16 protein-coding genes are annotated in these 17,286 nt (G+C 43.8%); 3 read left to right on the plus strand and 13 right to left on the minus strand.

Annotation, left to right across the window (positions count from 1 at the left end):
* Positions 1 to 9: 9 nt before the first annotated feature.
* Complete coding sequence (locus tag D1814_RS18600) at positions 10 to 960, minus strand: LysR family transcriptional regulator (protein WP_118495135.1); 951 nt, start codon at positions 958 to 960, stop codon at positions 10 to 12.
* Positions 961 to 1,149: 189 nt separating this feature from the next.
* On the opposite strand from D1814_RS18600, the gene D1814_RS18605 reads away from it, so the two are divergent.
* Entirely contained in the window at positions 1,150 to 1,980 is an 831-nt protein-coding gene (locus D1814_RS18605; protein WP_118495136.1) for a DUF4437 domain-containing protein, read from the plus strand.
* On the opposite strand, the gene D1814_RS18610 is transcribed toward D1814_RS18605, so the two are convergent.
* The 7 genes from D1814_RS18610 to D1814_RS18640 form a co-directional block, all read right to left on the minus strand.
* Positions 1,958 to 2,248, minus strand: coding sequence for a DUF3325 family protein (locus D1814_RS18610; RefSeq protein ID WP_118495137.1), 291 nt, complete (start codon positions 2,246 to 2,248; stop codon positions 1,958 to 1,960). The genes D1814_RS18605 and D1814_RS18610 overlap by 23 nt on opposite strands.
* Positions 2,245 to 3,837, minus strand: a complete 1,593-nt coding sequence (locus D1814_RS18615) for a PepSY-associated TM helix domain-containing protein (RefSeq protein WP_118495138.1) — start codon at positions 3,835 to 3,837, stop codon at positions 2,245 to 2,247. Before D1814_RS18615 ends, D1814_RS18610 begins: the two co-directional genes overlap by 4 nt.
* Complete coding sequence (locus tag D1814_RS18620) at positions 3,834 to 4,127, minus strand: hypothetical protein (RefSeq protein ID WP_025255054.1); 294 nt, start codon at positions 4,125 to 4,127, stop codon at positions 3,834 to 3,836. The genes D1814_RS18615 and D1814_RS18620 overlap by 4 nt, the downstream gene beginning before the upstream one ends.
* A 15-nt stretch (positions 4,128 to 4,142) precedes the next feature.
* Positions 4,143 to 6,590: a TonB-dependent receptor gene (locus D1814_RS18625; protein WP_118495139.1), complete on the minus strand. Its 2,448-nt coding sequence runs from the start codon at positions 6,588 to 6,590 to the stop codon at positions 4,143 to 4,145.
* Between the two features lie 190 nt (positions 6,591 to 6,780).
* Positions 6,781 to 7,635: a DUF3307 domain-containing protein gene (locus D1814_RS18630; protein WP_118495140.1), complete on the minus strand. Its 855-nt coding sequence runs from the start codon at positions 7,633 to 7,635 to the stop codon at positions 6,781 to 6,783.
* Between the two features lie 143 nt (positions 7,636 to 7,778).
* Positions 7,779 to 8,441 (minus strand): SatD family protein, encoded by a 663-nt coding sequence (locus D1814_RS18635; protein ID WP_232368926.1) that lies wholly within the window; start codon positions 8,439 to 8,441, stop codon positions 7,779 to 7,781.
* Positions 8,442 to 8,673: 232 nt separating this feature from the next.
* Complete coding sequence (locus tag D1814_RS18640) at positions 8,674 to 10,164, minus strand: sensor domain-containing diguanylate cyclase (protein ID WP_118495141.1); 1,491 nt, start codon at positions 10,162 to 10,164, stop codon at positions 8,674 to 8,676.
* Between the two features lie 170 nt (positions 10,165 to 10,334).
* Here D1814_RS18640 and D1814_RS18645 point away from each other — a divergent pair, with 170 nt between their 5' ends.
* Together D1814_RS18645 and D1814_RS18650 are read left to right on the plus strand one after the other, a co-directional pair.
* Positions 10,335 to 10,910 (plus strand): exopolysaccharide biosynthesis protein, encoded by a 576-nt coding sequence (locus tag D1814_RS18645; protein WP_118495142.1) that lies wholly within the window; start codon positions 10,335 to 10,337, stop codon positions 10,908 to 10,910.
* Between the two features lie 227 nt (positions 10,911 to 11,137).
* On the plus strand, positions 11,138 to 11,899 hold the full coding sequence (locus D1814_RS18650) for a DNA/RNA non-specific endonuclease (protein WP_118495143.1): 762 nt from the start codon (positions 11,138 to 11,140) through the stop codon (positions 11,897 to 11,899).
* Positions 11,900 to 12,001: 102 nt separating this feature from the next.
* Here D1814_RS18650 and D1814_RS18655 read toward each other — a convergent pair whose 3' ends face one another.
* From D1814_RS18655 to D1814_RS18675, 5 genes are all read right to left on the minus strand, one after another.
* Positions 12,002 to 12,853, minus strand: a complete 852-nt coding sequence (locus D1814_RS18655) for a sterol desaturase family protein (protein WP_118495144.1) — start codon at positions 12,851 to 12,853, stop codon at positions 12,002 to 12,004.
* An 86-nt stretch (positions 12,854 to 12,939) separates the two neighbouring features.
* Positions 12,940 to 13,593: a CDP-alcohol phosphatidyltransferase family protein gene (locus tag D1814_RS18660; protein WP_118495145.1), complete on the minus strand. Its 654-nt coding sequence runs from the start codon at positions 13,591 to 13,593 to the stop codon at positions 12,940 to 12,942.
* The gene (locus D1814_RS18665) at positions 13,587 to 14,225 is read right to left on the minus strand and encodes an ATP-binding cassette domain-containing protein (protein ID WP_118495146.1); all 639 of its coding nucleotides are present in this window, start codon (positions 14,223 to 14,225) and stop codon (positions 13,587 to 13,589) included. Before D1814_RS18665 ends, D1814_RS18660 begins: the two co-directional genes overlap by 7 nt.
* Positions 14,215 to 15,978: an ABC transporter permease gene (locus tag D1814_RS18670; RefSeq protein ID WP_118495147.1), complete on the minus strand. Its 1,764-nt coding sequence runs from the start codon at positions 15,976 to 15,978 to the stop codon at positions 14,215 to 14,217. Before D1814_RS18670 ends, D1814_RS18665 begins: the two co-directional genes overlap by 11 nt.
* Positions 15,978 to 17,255 (minus strand): ABC transporter substrate-binding protein, encoded by a 1,278-nt coding sequence (locus tag D1814_RS18675; RefSeq protein ID WP_118495148.1) that lies wholly within the window; start codon positions 17,253 to 17,255, stop codon positions 15,978 to 15,980. The genes D1814_RS18670 and D1814_RS18675 overlap by 1 nt, the downstream gene beginning before the upstream one ends.
* Positions 17,256 to 17,286: the final 31 nt, after the last annotated feature.

The raw sequence follows: 17,286 nt of genomic DNA on the forward strand, positions 1-17,286 counted from the left end.
ATCAAACTGTTAAGAGCACGGCCATTCCCTTTCATTAAGCAAGCCTTTTTCTATAAGCTTTTGTCGACGGTCTTCGATAACCAATTTCAATTCATCTCTAACTAATCTTACTGCGGGGGTGATCAAATGTCGGCTGGGTAACATTATCCACATTTCAGTTAATGGAACCTGATACTGATGCAACACCCGCTTTAATTTACCGCTTAATAAATCTTCGGCCACATCGATGACTGATTTTTTGGCAACGCCCATACCGTCGACGCACCATCGCCTAACAATGTCTCCATCGTTCACCGCGCGGTTGCTGCGCACTTTCACCTTAATTTTTTCGTTCTCTTTCACCAATTCCCATGTGTTATGGGTTTGATCGTAAAGTTTATAGAGTAAGGCATTATGCTGGTTAAGTTCATCTGCTGTTAGCGGTTCACCGTACTTTTCAAGGTATTCGGGCGATGCGCAAATAACGTGTGGAATGTTGCACAATTTAAAGCCATACATTTGTGATTCTTTTACTGCTTCTTTGGTCATTGCACGAAGCGCTACATCAACACCGTCCCGATAAAAATCTACTCGGCTATCGCTTACATGTAGTCGTAACGAAAGTTCGGGGTTTTCACTCTGCACTTTATTCAGCAGTTCGCGCATTAAATTACGTCCCATTTCCGAAGACATCGCCATGCGAAGCTCACCATTAACACTTTGCTTTTCCTCAGTAATGAGTGATAAACCTTGCTGGAGTGTATTTAGCGCCTGTTGAGCCATCGGTAAGTATTGTTCCCCTTCATGGGACAGCCTAATTCTGCGTGTACTCCTCACAAATAGCGCTACGCCAAGCTGCTCTTCTAAACGCTTAATGGCCATACTTGCAGCAGATGAACTGATATCAAGTTTCTTAGCCGCTGCCGTTATCGAATTGACTTCAGCGACTTTTACAAACACAGAAAGGTCTTCGGTTTTCATTTTTTCCTCGCAGGTTTAGTCCACATACGCCCTTATAAACAAAAAACAAAAAGCAAATGGATCACTTTTATTATCCACGTTTTCGGGAAAGTCCTTATCGATTTTGGTCGTTTATTATCCGTTAACCAACGAATAAACTGTTATTCATTCGTTAATGACGTTAGTAGCAAGGATAAACAGGAGCTTTATATGAAATACCTCACGTGGCGCAAACTAACCATAGCATCACTAGTTGTAGGCACTTGTGCTGCTTTATTGCCCAGTGCCTATGCTGATACAAAGGTAGTAAGTGCAGAAAATGTTGAATGGGGTTACTTGAACCCTGCACGCGGTGACAAAAGTCCAGGCGCGGCTGACCTCTGGGGTGATAGAACAAAAAACACAGCCGCCGGTATGCTAGTTCGTTTTAATAAGGGTTTTGAATCGCCACCACACATTCACAACATTACCTATCGGGGTATTGTTATTGAAGGTGAAATGCACAACGCCGACCCCAGTGCCGCTAAAATGTGGATGCCAACAGGTTCGTTTTGGACTCAACCTGCGGGCGAAGATCACACTACAGCAGCAAAGGACAAAACCAACCTGATTTATCTGGAAATTGACGAAGGTCCGTATTTAGTTAAACCGTCAAAAGAACATTTCGACAATGGAGAACGACCCGTTAATTTGCACATCAATAATATGGTATGGCTGCAAAAGAGTGACCTGGTCAACATTGCGGCTGAAGGCGTGTCCGCCACCTATCTATGGGGCGATACCAATAGTGTTTACGGTACTTTAGTTAAACTGTCAAGTGGCTTTGAAGGTTCAATAACATCTAGCGGTGATGAATTTAAGGCCGTAGTGATAAAGGGCAGCTTAAACTATAAGCAAGATAGCAACGCTAAAGCACTTGCCCTTGATGCGGGAAGCTATATCGAATCATCCACGCCAGTAACTCACGAAGTCCGCAACGTAAGTGATGCTGACGCTATCGTTTATGTTAGAAGCTCATCTAAGTATCAAGTAAATAGCTGAAGTACACGGTAATAATTAGGAGGGCTGCACTTAATGTGCAGCACCACCAAACCATTGCGATACTGGTGATTTCAATACGCGTGAGCGCTAAACACAAAGATGCAGTGAGTAGCATCCAGCCTATTAACTTGGTAATGGGTGGCGAGGGTAATACCCGTAACACCTGCGTTAATACCCTACTATTACCTGCCTGCTTAGCGTGTTTGTTCATTACTAACATTAAACATAAGAAGCCTAACAGCTGTAGTATAAAAACCAGTGTTATCATTCCTGCTCCTTTTTCACACGAGTACCAGATTTAGTACTTATTTTGGCAATATCCGCATTGGTAATACGTAAACCTATCTTTTTCGCTGCCCAATGCAAGATGATACCTGAAACGAAAAAAGCAGGAATAAAGCTTAAATAAACGCTATCTAAATATTCGATACTGTTTGCTATTCGGTCTCTAAATGACACGAGTTCTATAGCGACGGTGACAAAACAAAGCCCACTTGCTAGTGCGAACTGCTCTTTCCAAGCAACAGCAGCTTTAGTGCGCCAGAATGCGTGAACCGCACTTAATGCCCACACAGTAAAAAATGTGTTTACTTCCAATTGGGCACGGCCTTCAACATCGTGTCCTATCAATTTGTTAGCAATGAAAAACGATACGCTAGCCAATATTAAGCCAGCAACAGCTGCTACGTTGCCTTTTTCCACAAGTGCCAACGTGAACGGGTTTTGCTTAGCGCTTTTTTTCCGCTGAGTTACCCAAATGATATTGCCTGTAGCAATAAGCGCGCAGCCTAAAATGCCTAAACCAAATAGTAACCATCGCATGCCAATAGGGGCAAAATTTGCCTGATGAAGTCCGTATAGAATGCGTCGTATTTGAGCTGGAACCGTTTCGTCATCGTAACCTTTGAGTGGTTTACCAGTATAGGTTTCAAAAACTAAACGTTCTGCGCGGTTGGATACTGTTGTGGCCTTGCTGCGTTCTACAATCATACGGCTATTTTTATACCCTACGCCTTCAACGGTAATTCTTGCTATTGGATTGGGCTCGCGCCATTGGTTAGCAATTTGTTCTAGTATATGCGCATAGTTGTGCTTGGGAGGCAGCGTCGACGCTTTTAACAAGTGATCGTTACCAATAATTTTTTCATTTAAATGCAGGCTCGGCAGTGAAGGAATAATCTGGCTGTTTACACCTCGTTCTCCCCGCTCGAAGTTAGCGTTAGCGGTATAGGGCAAATACATAATCGCGTAGATGAAAATGCCGCTAAGGCAGATCATTATACAAAATGGAATAGTGAGAATACCGGCTAAAGCATGAAAGTCGGTGGTCCACTTTTTTAGCTTTTGTGGGCGTAGCGTAAAAAAGTCTTTAAAAAACCTGCGGTGTGTATAAATTCCGGTAAAAATAGCAAGCAGCATTGCCATTGCAGCAACGCCCGCAATGTATCGCCCGCCATAGCCTCGAAGTTGCAATGTGTAGTGGAAATTCCTAAAAAACAGGCCACCTTTAGTGTCTGTTTCGTTTTCAACTGATGCTAGCTGATTATTAAATACAACGGTTTGCCTTTGCTTACCCTCACGCCATTGTACACTCCAAAGTGCAGAACGCTCTGACGGCAAAGCTATTCGCCACTGTTCAGCTTCACTAGCATGCTCACCTAAATACGCAAAAGAGTGGGCGATCATCGTTTGCTGACTTTTAGAAATGCTTGCTCTTTCAGGCATCAGATAGCGAGTAATTTCCGGTGTGAAGTAACTTAACGTGCCAGTAAAAAATATGGCGAAAAGCAACCACCCGAGTATCACACCTAAATAAGTGTGTAACCAAATCATACTCTTTCTGAATGTAGCTTTCATAATGGGTTGCTTAAAGGTGAAACTAAGGGAAGCGCCAAAACGAGAGTGGCACTAAAAGCAATTAAAAACGCGCACCACTTCACCGTATGCTTAATTGCAAAGCTTGCGATAAATACAGCAAAAAATACAAAGTAGCTTGCCATACTGCCACTTAGTATTGCTACTCCCTCTTGCTGGTTTAACGTGTGGAAAAATATAAAAGCGAAGTAAAAGCTTATTAGCGCAGAAACGGCATAGCCGCCCAAAATGGCGGCTATGCTACGCAGCGCAACGTCTACGTTCTTGTTCAATGTGCTCACTCTTTTTTAGAAGCGATAGGCAACTGAAAGTTTCGCATTACGCTCTTCACCAGGCAGACCACCTAAATACATAGCACTGCTGTAGTAATCTGTGTTGTCCAGGTTACGAATGTTTAGCTGAACATCCCAATCATCAGATACATAGCTAACTGCCGCATCCCATACTGTGTATGAATCTACGAAAGCATAGTCTACGCCAAATGCAGAAGCTGAAATGGTACGCTCGTCTTCGTAAGTCACACCGACGCTGAACTTAACCGGCGCAGGTAGCGCTTCAAAGCTATGGCTATAGGTTAGCCAAGTACTTGCGAACTTTTCAGCAATTCCCTTCGTCTGTTCTTCATCAGTGCTTGATGCAAATGCGCCGGGCTCGGTGCGTGGCTCTTGATAAGTACCATTTGCATTAAGCGACCACTGCTCATTAATATCAAAGTTAATATCTACTTCAACACCGGTAGTGCGGTCTTGTTCGTCGTAATAAAACTCAGGTACATCAACGTTGTAAGATGGATCTTCAATATTATCTTCGTACAATGGGTTAGTGTACTGAAGGTTAGTACGTGCCGTATCAAACACAACCACCGAGCCAATGACCTGTTCGTTTAAGGCAGTGAAACGTACACCTAAATCCCAAGATTCAGATTCAGAATCGGGGCGGTTATCTTCTTCTGATAAGGAACCTAACACACTGTAAGCTGTGCGACCTTTTGAGTGATTAATGAAAGTACTTAGGCTGTCGCTATACATGTAGGTTAAGCCTAGGTTGTAGGTGAAACCATCATCGTTTGCATCGTACTCTGGGTTACCATCGCTAAATTGGTTCTGATAGGTTTGCTTTACGCCGCCGTATGCACCGCCAATACGTGCAGTAAAGTTATCATTTAAATACAATACTTCTTGGAAGCTCACGCCCCAGCTAGATACTTCTTTATCGTACTTGCTACGAAGCGCTGGGTTATAGTCTTCAAATGTGCCTGTTGGCCAATTCGGTTTACGAATATCTAAAATGTAAGGTACAGCATCGCTTCGTGTGTCGTCTGCATCCCAAATAGACCACTGCGCGTATTCTACGTCCATATTTTCGTAGTTAGCACTAAATAAATGCTCACCACGAATGTCGCCTAGCGACCATGTATTGGTAAGGTCAATGAAGTATTGCCACACACTTTCTTGTGCTTCAACTTTGCGGTATTCCTGTCGACGCGCTGCGTACGGATAGAGTACGTCGTCAATTACTAGAGGCGCTCGAGGCTCTAAGTTAGTGGTGCCATTACGGTCCACATATACATAGTTGTAAGCACTGGTTTGGCGAATGTACGACGTTTCGTAGGTTCGATATTGCAATTGCTGGGTTAAAGACCAATCGTCGTTAATTGCCAAGTCTTGACGAAGCTTCACTCGGAACTCTTCACCTTCATTAGGGCGCGAAATAGGTGAGATAAGGCTAGTATCACCCAAGTCAAAAGGCTGTACCCCATCGGTAGATACCAGCGATGCAGCCAATTCGTCGCGCTGTGCATCAGTTAGCTGTAGACCACCTGATTCTGCAGTATCGTTAACTAAGTCAGCACCTGTTAAGCTACCTGCATCAGTATCAAACATGGTTAGATCGATAAGACGTACAGGATGCCCTACTGAATCGATTTGTACTGCATCGTCAATATACGCGGCTGACAAAAGAAATTGGTTATCGCTTGATGCAACGTATTTAAGTGAAGTGTAAAGCTCGCTTCGCTCATCGCTAAGCCCTCGATAACCGTCAGACTGTTCACGGTTAGCTACAACACGATAGGCAAGGTCTTTGTTAATTGCACCTGTTGCGTCAGCCATTATTGAATAGCTATCCCAACTGCCAACAGACGCTTTAATCTCATAGGCCTCTTGGAACTGAGGTTTCTTCTCAATAAGGTTGATAATACCGCCCGCTTCGCCCATGCCGTATAGGCCAGTTGCGGGGCCTTTGAGCACTTCAATACTTTCAATATTAGTCATTGAGCGCGTTGGGTTATAGCTATTGCCTAAATCGGCACCAGCGTAAATACCGTCGAAGGTGTAGTTAACACCAAGGCCCCGAATAGCTAAGTTATCGCCCACGCCATAGTTGTTACCATCCTGGCTTAAGCCACTGATGTTGCGAATACTTTCTTGCAGCGTATCAACACCCTGCTCTCTTAATAAAGTGCCGTCAACTACGACGATAGCTGCTGGCGTCTCCATTAAGCTCATATTTGATTTAGTGGCCGTACCCGACTCTAGAATGAGCCGATTGTGACGACCGTAAACGGTAATGACGTCTAAATTCTCTTCTGCACTTTCTGCTTGCTGATCTACAGGTGTTTCAACATCTTTATCTTGCGCCAGTGCCGACGTGGCAGTGACGGTCGATGTCGCTGATAAAAGAGAAAGAAGTATTGCGTTTGCAACTTTACTTTTTTTGTATGAAGTGTGGTTCATTTTCCGCCCAAATCTAAATGATAATAGTTATCGCTTTTAATGAGGGCGCGAATGTTAAGGGGGGAAGATTGTTAAATCAATATAAAAATAGGCTTTAGTTCATCTTTTTCAAAAAAATACTGGAAAATTGCACATTTTTACATTTATGAAACACCTAGCTTGCAAAAGCCAAACAACCGTTATATTGAATTTATGCTGCTTTTACTGGTAATACCCCCAATACCGCCGCGCATGCTAAACCAATAGCTAAAGTCATCGCCACGCTGGTAAAGGTGCCGAGCAGAACATACTCGGTGAGCTTTCTATCTTGGTGCTTAGTTAAATCACCGAAGCGGAAAATAGATTTAGCTGCAATAAGAAACCCTATAGCGGAAAACTGATTTAACAATACAAAGGTTAACATGAGTACACGCTCTAAGTAGCCGATACGCTGCCCTGCCATCGACAAAGTTTGTTGTGCTTCTGTAGTTATCGTTGGTGGGTCATTTGGGTGGGCTGACGAGGGCTTGTTAGTTAAAACCTCACTGCTCCAAGGAGACAGCAGCTGTTTTATAATAATTGAGCTGGGCTTGAGTACTGCCAAATAGGCAAGAAGCACCACCAAATGTTCTGCACCTAGCGACTTCAGTAATGCTAGTGCACTGTGCCATTGGTCTGTGGCATATAAAAACACGCCTAAGATCACAAGCACATGTGAAATTTGATCGGCGACAAACGCGGTAATACTTTGGGAGCAATAAGACTTAATCACGTCAATTTTAAAATGTGAAACCGCTATTATAAGCACACTAATGCTTATGGTAGCCATGCTGTCGACGCCGGATAAAAGTACAAATGCAACAAAGGCGAGTGCCCCGTGTAATAGTGCATGTAAATACAAGGGTAACGCCAGCGCGTGTCGCTCGTTTCTTTCTTTTACCCATGAATGGGGCTGAAAATAAAAGTCAGCAAGCAAGTGTGCAAGTAGTAAGCCCACCAATAGCTGAGGCTGCGCAAAATCAGAGGCGGCGTTAACGATAGCGCCTTTTGATGTTTCAGCTATCATATAACGCTCCAGTTATGGCGGTAATCATTTAAGGTTTTCCACTGCACGTTATGCTTCCTTGTTGTTTTATTTTACTTGCAATTGCTCTTTGATTTTTTACTGTTCGTTTTTTATTACTCGATTCTTTGTTACTGGGCTCTTTGTTACTCGGCGGTGATGGCGTGCTTCATATATTCAAGGTATTCAGCCACAAGCTTGTAATTACTCGCGTTGAGAATTCGACTTACATTACTTCTATTTTTATCAAGTAATGCCGCTATATTCTCATGACTCTTATCCGAGGCTTCAAGGTAGGCCAGTAAGGTTTCTGATTGGGTTTGTGTTAAGCCGCTTACATGAGTATCCGCAAAGCGTGTAAGTAACTGAGTTTTGCTTTCTAACTCGGTATTGCTACTGGAAAAAGCAAGGTAATTGGGTTTAATCGAATCAAGCCCTCGCCCCGATAAAACAAAGGCGTCTCCGGTACCGGTTTTTACTTCGTTAGGGCGATAATGTGCTTCACCCACTGCTACGCTTATTCTTACATCAACGCTCGGAGTATGAGCTTTTAGCGCTAAACGCAAACCTAATGCAATATGCATACTGTATTGGGGTTGGCTCACCGCCAGTTGAAATGCGTCGCCGCGATAAATATCAAAATGGCCGTCATACTGCTTGGCGTAATTCGACAAATGCTGCTTTAGCGCAGCGAGGATATTCCTAAAATCTTCGTCGTTATATGACTGAGAGTCTGTTATATCGCCAGTCAGGACGCCAGCATAAATCTTCGATTTGCTATTTATCGCGGTGTTTTTATTCGTGTGCACTATTCGCCGCCGTGATCTATTTCTTTGCAAGAAACGCTTCAACTTGTTATCACTATGACACGCCTAACCACTAAATTCAAAAACAATCACACCGCAAAATGTGACTAATAATAATCACAAAACAAAATGTGACTAATCTATGCAGCCTTTATGTAAGAAGAGGATAAGTTCGGTGGTTAGTTCATCTAACGGTGCAAGTGGTTCACAACTGCATTAGTGGGCAAGAGCGCAATTAAAAAGATGTGCGGTTTCTACCTGAATTTTTAGCGCGATAAAGCGCAGAATCGACGTCCTCAATGAATGAGGTAGCATTATAGCATTCATTTTCTACACTATTTTGTTTTGTAGATTTACCGCTATTAAAACACGCCATACCGATACTGACCGTAAGGATGTCTTTGATTTTTGATTTTTGATGGGCTATCGAAAGCTGTGATACATTGCGAAGAACTCTAGCGGCAATACACTCTAATGCGTCACTATCTGTGCCTGGCAAGATAATAATGAACTCTTCCCCACCGTACCTCGCTACTAAGTCGTCGTTACCCAAACAACTATTAGAAAGCGTTTCAGCTACCCTCTTAAGCACGTTGTCGCCAGCAACATGTCCGTAATAATCGTTATATTGTTTAAAATAATCCACATCAATCAATAATAAACTAATAGGTAGGTCAGCTTCTTTACAGCGCACGATATCGTCTTTTATTGTTGCATCAAATAAGCGCCTATTGGCAAGCCCCGTTAGTCCGTCCATATTCGCTAAGCGCTCTAACTGCTTATTCGCTTCGAGCAGCTCTATTTGCATTTTTTGTAACGCTTTTCGGTTGTGCAAGTTTTGAAGCGTATTGCCAAGCATTTCTCCTATACGACGCAGATATTCGATATCGAACGCTTTCCATGAGTAAGGAGCGCCGATAATATCGCACCCGATAAAACCATAAATTGTTCCCTCAACCATAATACGTGAGCAAAGAATAGAGTAAATGCGCTGCTCTTCAAAAACAGCCTTTTCCAATGAAGCGGACTCTGGAAGCGTTGAAACGTCATCGACCTTAAACAACCCGTTGGTGATATGGCTCATAAAAAAAGGCAAGGAATTAGCAGGCATATTTTGTAATTCGTCAATGTAAGGGGTAACGCCTGCTGCCACCCACTCGTGGGTATTTGACATTAGCTCCCCTCCTTCGAGAAACTCAAATAAGTAGCAGCGGTCTACGTCACAAAAAGTGCCAAACGCCGCCAATGCTTGGTCAATAATACTATCTAAATCATTAACGTCGGCATTGATTAGCTTTGAAGAAAAGTTGGTGAGGAGTTGGTTAAAGGTAATATGCTTGTTGACCTGAGAATCTTTCTTACTAAGATCTAACAGCCCTGTGATATCGGTTTTGATATGAAGAACAACCCAATCGCACGTTGGCGTGTATACAAACTCGCCTTCAACAAAGCAATTCATGGTTCTAGAGCTTGTCTGAAGTCGAAAATAGTCAGCGACCTGCAAACCTGTTTCTACAAGAAAAAATGGATTTTCGCCTACTGCCACCTCTCGTTTTGACTTCTGGTCAAAAAACGTAATTGCTCGACTTTCAAACGCCTTTGCGTCAATTATTCCAAAAGATTTCTCGAAATATTGACTCGCATAAACCTCAGAACTATCAGTACATTTGAATAATATACTTGAAGGTATTTGGCGAAAAATAGAAAGGGCTTCGTGTTTTTTCAAAGTCTATCTCACAAAGAAACTCTATTTAAAGGTAGCAGTACTTTCATAACAGTAAAATCAAATCGCCTGTATTCAGTAACAGTTTCTCTAAACAAATTATTAAACTTATTTAAGGTAAAGGCGTACTGACTTACATAGAGAGCTTTTGCAACAGGGACTAAACATTAATTATGAGCAACTCAATCGTAGAGCTGTTAGATGAAATGTATGATGAAGAAAGCGAAAAGACGTCACTAGGTGAAATTGTCGATCGCTTTGAAGACCGAGGTTTTGGTCCGCTTCTCTTAGTACCCGCTCTCATTGCTCTACTTCCTACCGGAGCGATACCAGGCGTACCTACCTTATGTGGCTTAACACTGTTTTTTATTTGTATTCAGGCGGCTTGCGGTAAGAAAAGCCCATGGTTGCCAAAGGCGCTTGAACAAAAAGAAGTAAGTTCTAATAAACTGGAAAGCGCCATAGACACAGCTAAACCTTATGCCAAGAAATTTGAAAAGCTACTTAAACCCCGCCTCACATTTTTGTCAGACACGCCAGTAAAAAATATTATCGCTGGATATTGTGCGCTTGCGGCACTTTGCATGATCCCTTTAGAGGCACTTCCTTTTGCCGTCGCCCTTCCTGCTTTAGCGCTTTGTATCACGGCGCTTGGCATGACTAATCGTGATGGCGTATTTCTTATTATTGGTAGTTTATTACAGCTAGGAACCGCCTATTTGGTCTTAAAAGCGCTAGGTGCTGTATAGCTCAGACAAACTTTTTTCATTCGCTCTCTCCTTCTGACTCCATCAAAGATTACAGTCTCAAAAGCTATGCTGATTAGAGGCAGTGCTCTTTTTTAAACATTTTCATTACCAATATTCTTTTCTTTAATTGGAGATTTACGTACTATTCTTTGCATTTATAAACTGTACTTTGGTACAGATATCTAATGACTGGTAATGATATAGAAAAGAATAGGCTGTAAAACTATATGAAGAGAATGTTAGCGGTATCTCTTGCGTTATTTTCGTTTGCTACTTTTGCTGAAAACTGTGTATTTAGCTGCCCTATTGGCTTAGGTGGGCAAACTATCACTCGTTCTATTTATACATTGAACAATAATCCGCAAACCAAGTTTGCCAACTGGGTGGCGTATCATGTTACCCCCGACACCATCGACGGCCCTTCGCGAAGCAGAAATTGGAAAGCAGATCCTGCTCTTGAAGACGAAAGTACGCTTGAGCCTAACGATTACAAAGGCGCATGGCGAGGGATAGGCACAGATAGAGGGCATCAGGTTCCTCTTGCCTCTTTTAGTAACTCTCCAGACTGGCGAGAACTCAACTATCTTTCAAACATTACCCCCCAAGACTCTGATTTAAACCAAGGTCCATGGGTGAAGTTAGAAAATGCTGTACGTAGCCTAGTGAGAACAGGGCAAGATGTGTATGTGGTTTCGGGCCCTCTTTACGAATGGTTTTTTGCAGCGTTACCTGATGCCGACGAGTTGCACAATATTCCCAGCGGTTACTTCAAAGTTGTAGTTAGTGAAGTCGACGGTTTGGTAGAAGCATCTGCGTTTATCATGCAGCAAAACGCGTCTCGTCGTGATGATTACTGCGCTACACAAGTCACTATCAATGAAGTAGAGGCAAGAACCGGGTTAGATATTATGCCTGTATTACCCGATGAAAGTGAGAAAACGATTGAAGGCAGATTAGGCACGCTAGCTATGCGACTTGGCTGTAGCTAAGCCTCGCTAAAATACTCAAGTATCTATTTACCGGTAAACGGTTACCCATTTGCCGTTATTTAGTTAAAGCCACGTACTACTTCGTTTTTATAAGACGACGAACTAGTTGCTTTTAAAAGGTTGCAATAGCAAGGCACTGATTGAAGCATTCTCTTTTACCGCTGGCACATCATGTTGGCCTATGGACAGTGTTTCGTCGCTTTGCTTTGCTCTTGGGGTAAAGCTCTTAAAAAGTCTGTCCCACCAAGATACACTGAAGCCATAGTTAGAATTTGATTCTGCTTTCACTTGGCTGTGATGTATACGATGCAAGCGTTGAGTAATAAGCACCCATCCTACTCTGTCGTCCCACTTTTGCGGTATTCGAATATTTGCGTGATTAAATAGCGCAAACCCGTTAAGTGCCACTTCAAAAATAACAATAGCAATTGCTGGTATCCCCAGCGCCGCTGCAGCCAGCGCCTTAACCCCAAGGCTAATCGCTATTTCAACGGGATGAAACCTAAGGCCAGTAGTAGTATCTACATGGCTGTCGGCGTGATGCATTTTGTGAAAGCGCCATAAAAAAGGCACAGTGTGAAATAATCGGTGCTGCCAGTATATGAGCATATCCAGCAGCAGTACGCTCGCTGCCACTATACCAATAAATAGCGCGCTGCCGTATAGGGTATTATTCATTTGGTCAGTGGAAGACGAAGTGCTGTCGGCTTGATCTGATATAAGGTTAAACAGCCCAACGCCCTCTTGCTTAGCCCATATCGATACACCAACTAGTGTGGCAGGAAGTAAAACTCTAGATACCAGTGCGCCCATCACCACCATTGAGAGGTTACCTATCCAGCGTGCTTTCCTATCCAGAACAGCTTTGCGCGCTGGGAACAAGGCTTCCAGTACAGCCATAAAGGCAAAGATACCAAGAAATACACTTAGGCGAATAACAGACGCATTATCCACTGTAGCTCTCTTTTCGATTCAGTTTCATTTTTACTTCTCAACTACCGATTACGCTCTATGCACATAAGAGGCACAACACCGATGCCCTACCCCTTATCAATTGTCGAACACTGATTTTGTGTTACTTCTACTTTGTTCAGAGTGCTAAACCCACCCGCAATTCGAGTGACAACCGTTACCGCGCACGCAGCGGCAAAAATATAAGCTAGCGCAGCAAAATGCTCAGGCCAGATGCAAAAAGCGAGAAACACAGCGATTGTTTCTGTGCCCTCAGTTAACCCCTGCATATAGTAAAAGCTCTTGTTAGCGAACTGTGGTCTATCGATATGAAATTTTTCGGCTGCAATGGCAAAAGCCAAAAAGCTACTGCCCGTACCAATAAATGTGGCTAGTAGCACCATTGCCGGAATACCCCAGTTGATAGGGTCTGCAATACCAAATGCCAAGGGTATAGACCCATAAAACAAAAAGTCTAAACAAATATCAAGAAACCCACCCGCGCTGCTGCTACTTTGCTGATATCGCGCTAACTCGCCGTCAATACCGTCGAAAACCCTATTAAGTATAATGCAGCTAAGTGCCATTCCCCACCAGTTAAGAATAATAAAGGGGACGGCGAGAATACCTAAAACAAAGCCTGCCACGGTAACTTGATTCGGACTGATGCCTTTTGCATCAAGTGTTGTGATCAAAGGCTTTAATAGCGGTTTAATAAAGGGAGTGATTTTCGCGTCTAGCATGATGATAACTCTATTATTTGGCCGCCGGCAGCAAGGGCGTCCTCTTTGTCGTGTGTTACAAGTACTGCGGGAATATTTCGCGCTTTAAGCTGCTTAAATGTCCAGCTTCGAATTTGCTCACGAAGGGCAAAGTCTAGCTTACTAAATGGCTCGTCTAACAATACGACGTCAGGCTCAGAAGCGAGCGTTCTTAGTAGAGAAACACGGGATTGTTGCCCGCCAGATAATGAAGTGACTGCGCGTTCCCCTATGCCTGCTAAGTCGACAGCGCTAAGCATTTCTTCGATAGCCTCCAGTTTAGCCTTTCGATTTGGGTGGCTGTCTTTAGGCATGGCAAAGGCAATATTTTCTGCCACTGTCATATGCTCAAACAACAAGGCGTCTTGAAACATAATACCGACTTTACGTAAATGAGCCGCTTTATCGTTTACTATAACCCCGTTGATTTTAATGATACCGCTAAAATTAAACGGCATATGAAGTTGGCCGGTAATGGCCTTCAGCAAAGTAGATTTGCCGGCACCACTTGGCCCCATTACTGTTAAAATTTCACCGTCTTTTACACATACATCCACTTTTAACAGTGTGTTTTGTGCATGAGAAATCACCAAATGTTCTAAACTAAGCGCCATGTAATACTGCTCTATTCTTTTTCTCTGAAGTACGCACTTTGCTACCCGTTTTCACTAAAGCGGCGGGTAAATACCACGCTATTATAAAGCCAACTAAGGGCATAACTGCTTGGATAATAACGAATACCGCAGTTAAACGCGTACTGCTTCCCGACACTGACGCTACGGCTTCTGTAGTGATAGTGGCAATAGTGCCCCCCGAGGCCAATAACGTAGGTAAATATTGGCTGAAACTAATAGCGAGCCCTAGCGCCCAGGCCACCATAATGGCGGAAAACAGGGATGGTAATTTAATATGGTAGAACACTTGCCAGGGCGTTTTCCCCAGACTTTGTGCAACCATTGCGTATCGTATGTCGAATTTTCGATAGGCCACCGCCATAGACAAAAAAACGTATGGCACGACATAAACCATATGGGCGATGTAGGTGTGAAACCAAACTGCGTCTTGCAGCACGAGCTGCTGGAACCAAACCAAGCCATATAAAAAAGCCACGCCCGGTACTAATAGCGGCAAAAACAGTGAGACGGAAAAAGCCCTGTCTGCATTTACACCTGCGGGTTTAAGCTGTTCACTTTCAAGCGTAAATAGCACTAGCCCCAATGCAGAAGTACTTACCAATACGCCCAGTAATAAGCTATTGGAAAACGGGGTCGCGAGGGTTTCAAATGCAGTTCGCCAGTGCAATAGCGTCGTGCCTTCTGGTAAAAAATCAGGATACAACCATTGCTTAGCAATTGAGTACATAAGCACCGAATAACCTACCGCACCAATCAAAGCAATATATATCGCTACAGTGCTATACGCAGCGCTATGTATAAGGCTATCAAAAAAGCGCCGGTTTCCTCTCGCTAGCCTTTTTCTTCCCACGAATATAACTATACGCTCAACGCCTAACAACAGAAGCAAAGCCAACCCACTGACTGCGACCTGGAGCACGGCGGCACTGCTTGCCAACAGACGCATAGATAAATCGATATGATTGAACCAATGCATAATCGCAACGGCCAAGGTGCTGGGGTTATTTCCCCCTAATATAAGCGGAATTTCCACATTAGAGGTGGCGAAGACCAACACTGCTAATACAGGTAATCTGATTTGTGTGAAGACAGTGGGCATCACAAGCTTAAAAAAGGTTGCCACGGGCGAATAGCCAAGCGCCGTGCCCACTTTGATATAGCCAGAAAGCTTACTTTTCACTAATGGCTGCGACATTACGCTTAACGCCATTAACATAATAAACGGCAGTTCCTTTAAGCTTAATGCTAACAATACACTTAGGCCCCAGGCGTCGTATGGAAAAAAAGTATTGTAGGGAGAGAAAGCCTCGCCAGTACCAGGAATAACCGTATTTGCTCCTACAGTTGTTATTCGAGCAAACATGCCTGACGGGCTGAAGGCAAATAGTAAGGCAATGGCTGCGGCAGCGTGTGGAAAAACAAGAAAGGGGCTCAATAAGCCTTGAATTTTGTTGAGCCAATTCGATTGATAAAATGAAGCTAGCAATAAGAACGCACCTGCCAGTGCCAGCAATGTTGACCCCACTCCTGTGAAAAGTGAAAGCCACACCATCTGCCAAATATCATCAAGTGCAAATAAAGTTTTAAAGATATCTAATGAGAAGGTGTTTGCACCTATGGCGGGAAAATAGCCTAACGCTGGAAACGCTACGCCAACCAAACCAGCCAAGACAGGAATGCACAGTAAAAGTAATAAGCACCAGCGTGCAACCCGGGTAAATTGAGCGAACATCAATAGCGCGCTCCGTAGCGTTCATACCATGCCTCTCGAAGCGCATCGGTCCAGCTTGAATGAGGCTCGGCCAACAATACAGTGGCTTGCGATTTATCTAGTGCTGCCGGGTGAATATTGTCTTCAACGAAAAGTTCTTGGTCTGACGCTGAAAGGCTTTTAATATCGAGCACTGTGTCGTCTCCCCACACTTTCACCGCCTGCTTTTTAGCTTGCGCCTGTGGTGAAAGCAAAAAGTTAACCACCGTTTTGGCCGCCGCTTTGTTCCTTGAATTATATGTAAGCCCTACAAAATGGACGTTTGCCAAGCTGCCGTCTTGCATAACATAAGTACGAACATCGTCAGGTAAATCAAAACGAGTTACCGCCGAAGGAATTTCTGCAGCGGTAAAAGAGAAGGCCATTGAAAGCTCACCTGTTCCCACTAAACGCTGCAGTTGGGAGGCTTGCCGTAACATGTGCTTACCCTGCTGCCACATAGTAGGATGCAGCGCATCAAGATACGCCCACAAACTCGGTAAAACCGCGTTTAACGCTTTATCGTTTGCTGGTTGATAGAACAGGCCTCGTTTGTCTTTATTGAGTGCAAGCGCTGCATACTTGATAAAACTAATACCTAAATAATCGCTCGGTACTGGGTAGGTAAATCTACCCGGTGACTTTTGGCTAAATCGTAGAAGTTCGTCAATGGTTTTCGGGGCCATAAGCCCCAGCGTATTTAAGTGTGCGCTGCGATAGTAAAAAACCATAGACGCTTTCCCCCACGGGGCTTCCATGCCTAGCGTAGGCTCGCCAAAGTCTGTAGTTACAGCGGGGTTTTCATCAGGATTAGTTAGGCTAAAGTTGTCAAGTTCACCTACCCACAAAGTACTAAGCAGGTCGTGCTTTTTCATCGCAGCGAAGTTCTCGCCATTTATCCAGATAAGGTCAACACTCCCGTTCTTGTTGTTTCCTGCCGCCTTTTCAGCAAGGACACGAGATACCGCATCACTGGTGTCGGCCAGCTTTACATGTTGAAGTTCTATGTTAAAACGGGCCTTAACTTGCGAGGCTACCCACTGAAGGTAGCCATTTACCTGGGCGCTACCACCCCAGGCATGAAATCGAACAATAGGCGGGGTTTCGGTAGCAGCTTCATCGTTAGTTTTGCCCAACGCAGGTCGGGTTACAATAAATACCGACAAAATGACTATGCAGGTGATAAAGAATACCTGCATGGAGGTACGCAAGGGTCTATTTGTACTTAACTGTCCCTTAGCTTGCCACCCTGAATTCATTTGGGTGGCCCCCTTAGTGCGCCTGTTAATG

The sequence above is a fragment of the Alteromonas sp. BL110 genome, assembly GCF_003443615.1.
GTDB lineage: Bacteria > Pseudomonadota > Gammaproteobacteria > Enterobacterales > Alteromonadaceae > Alteromonas.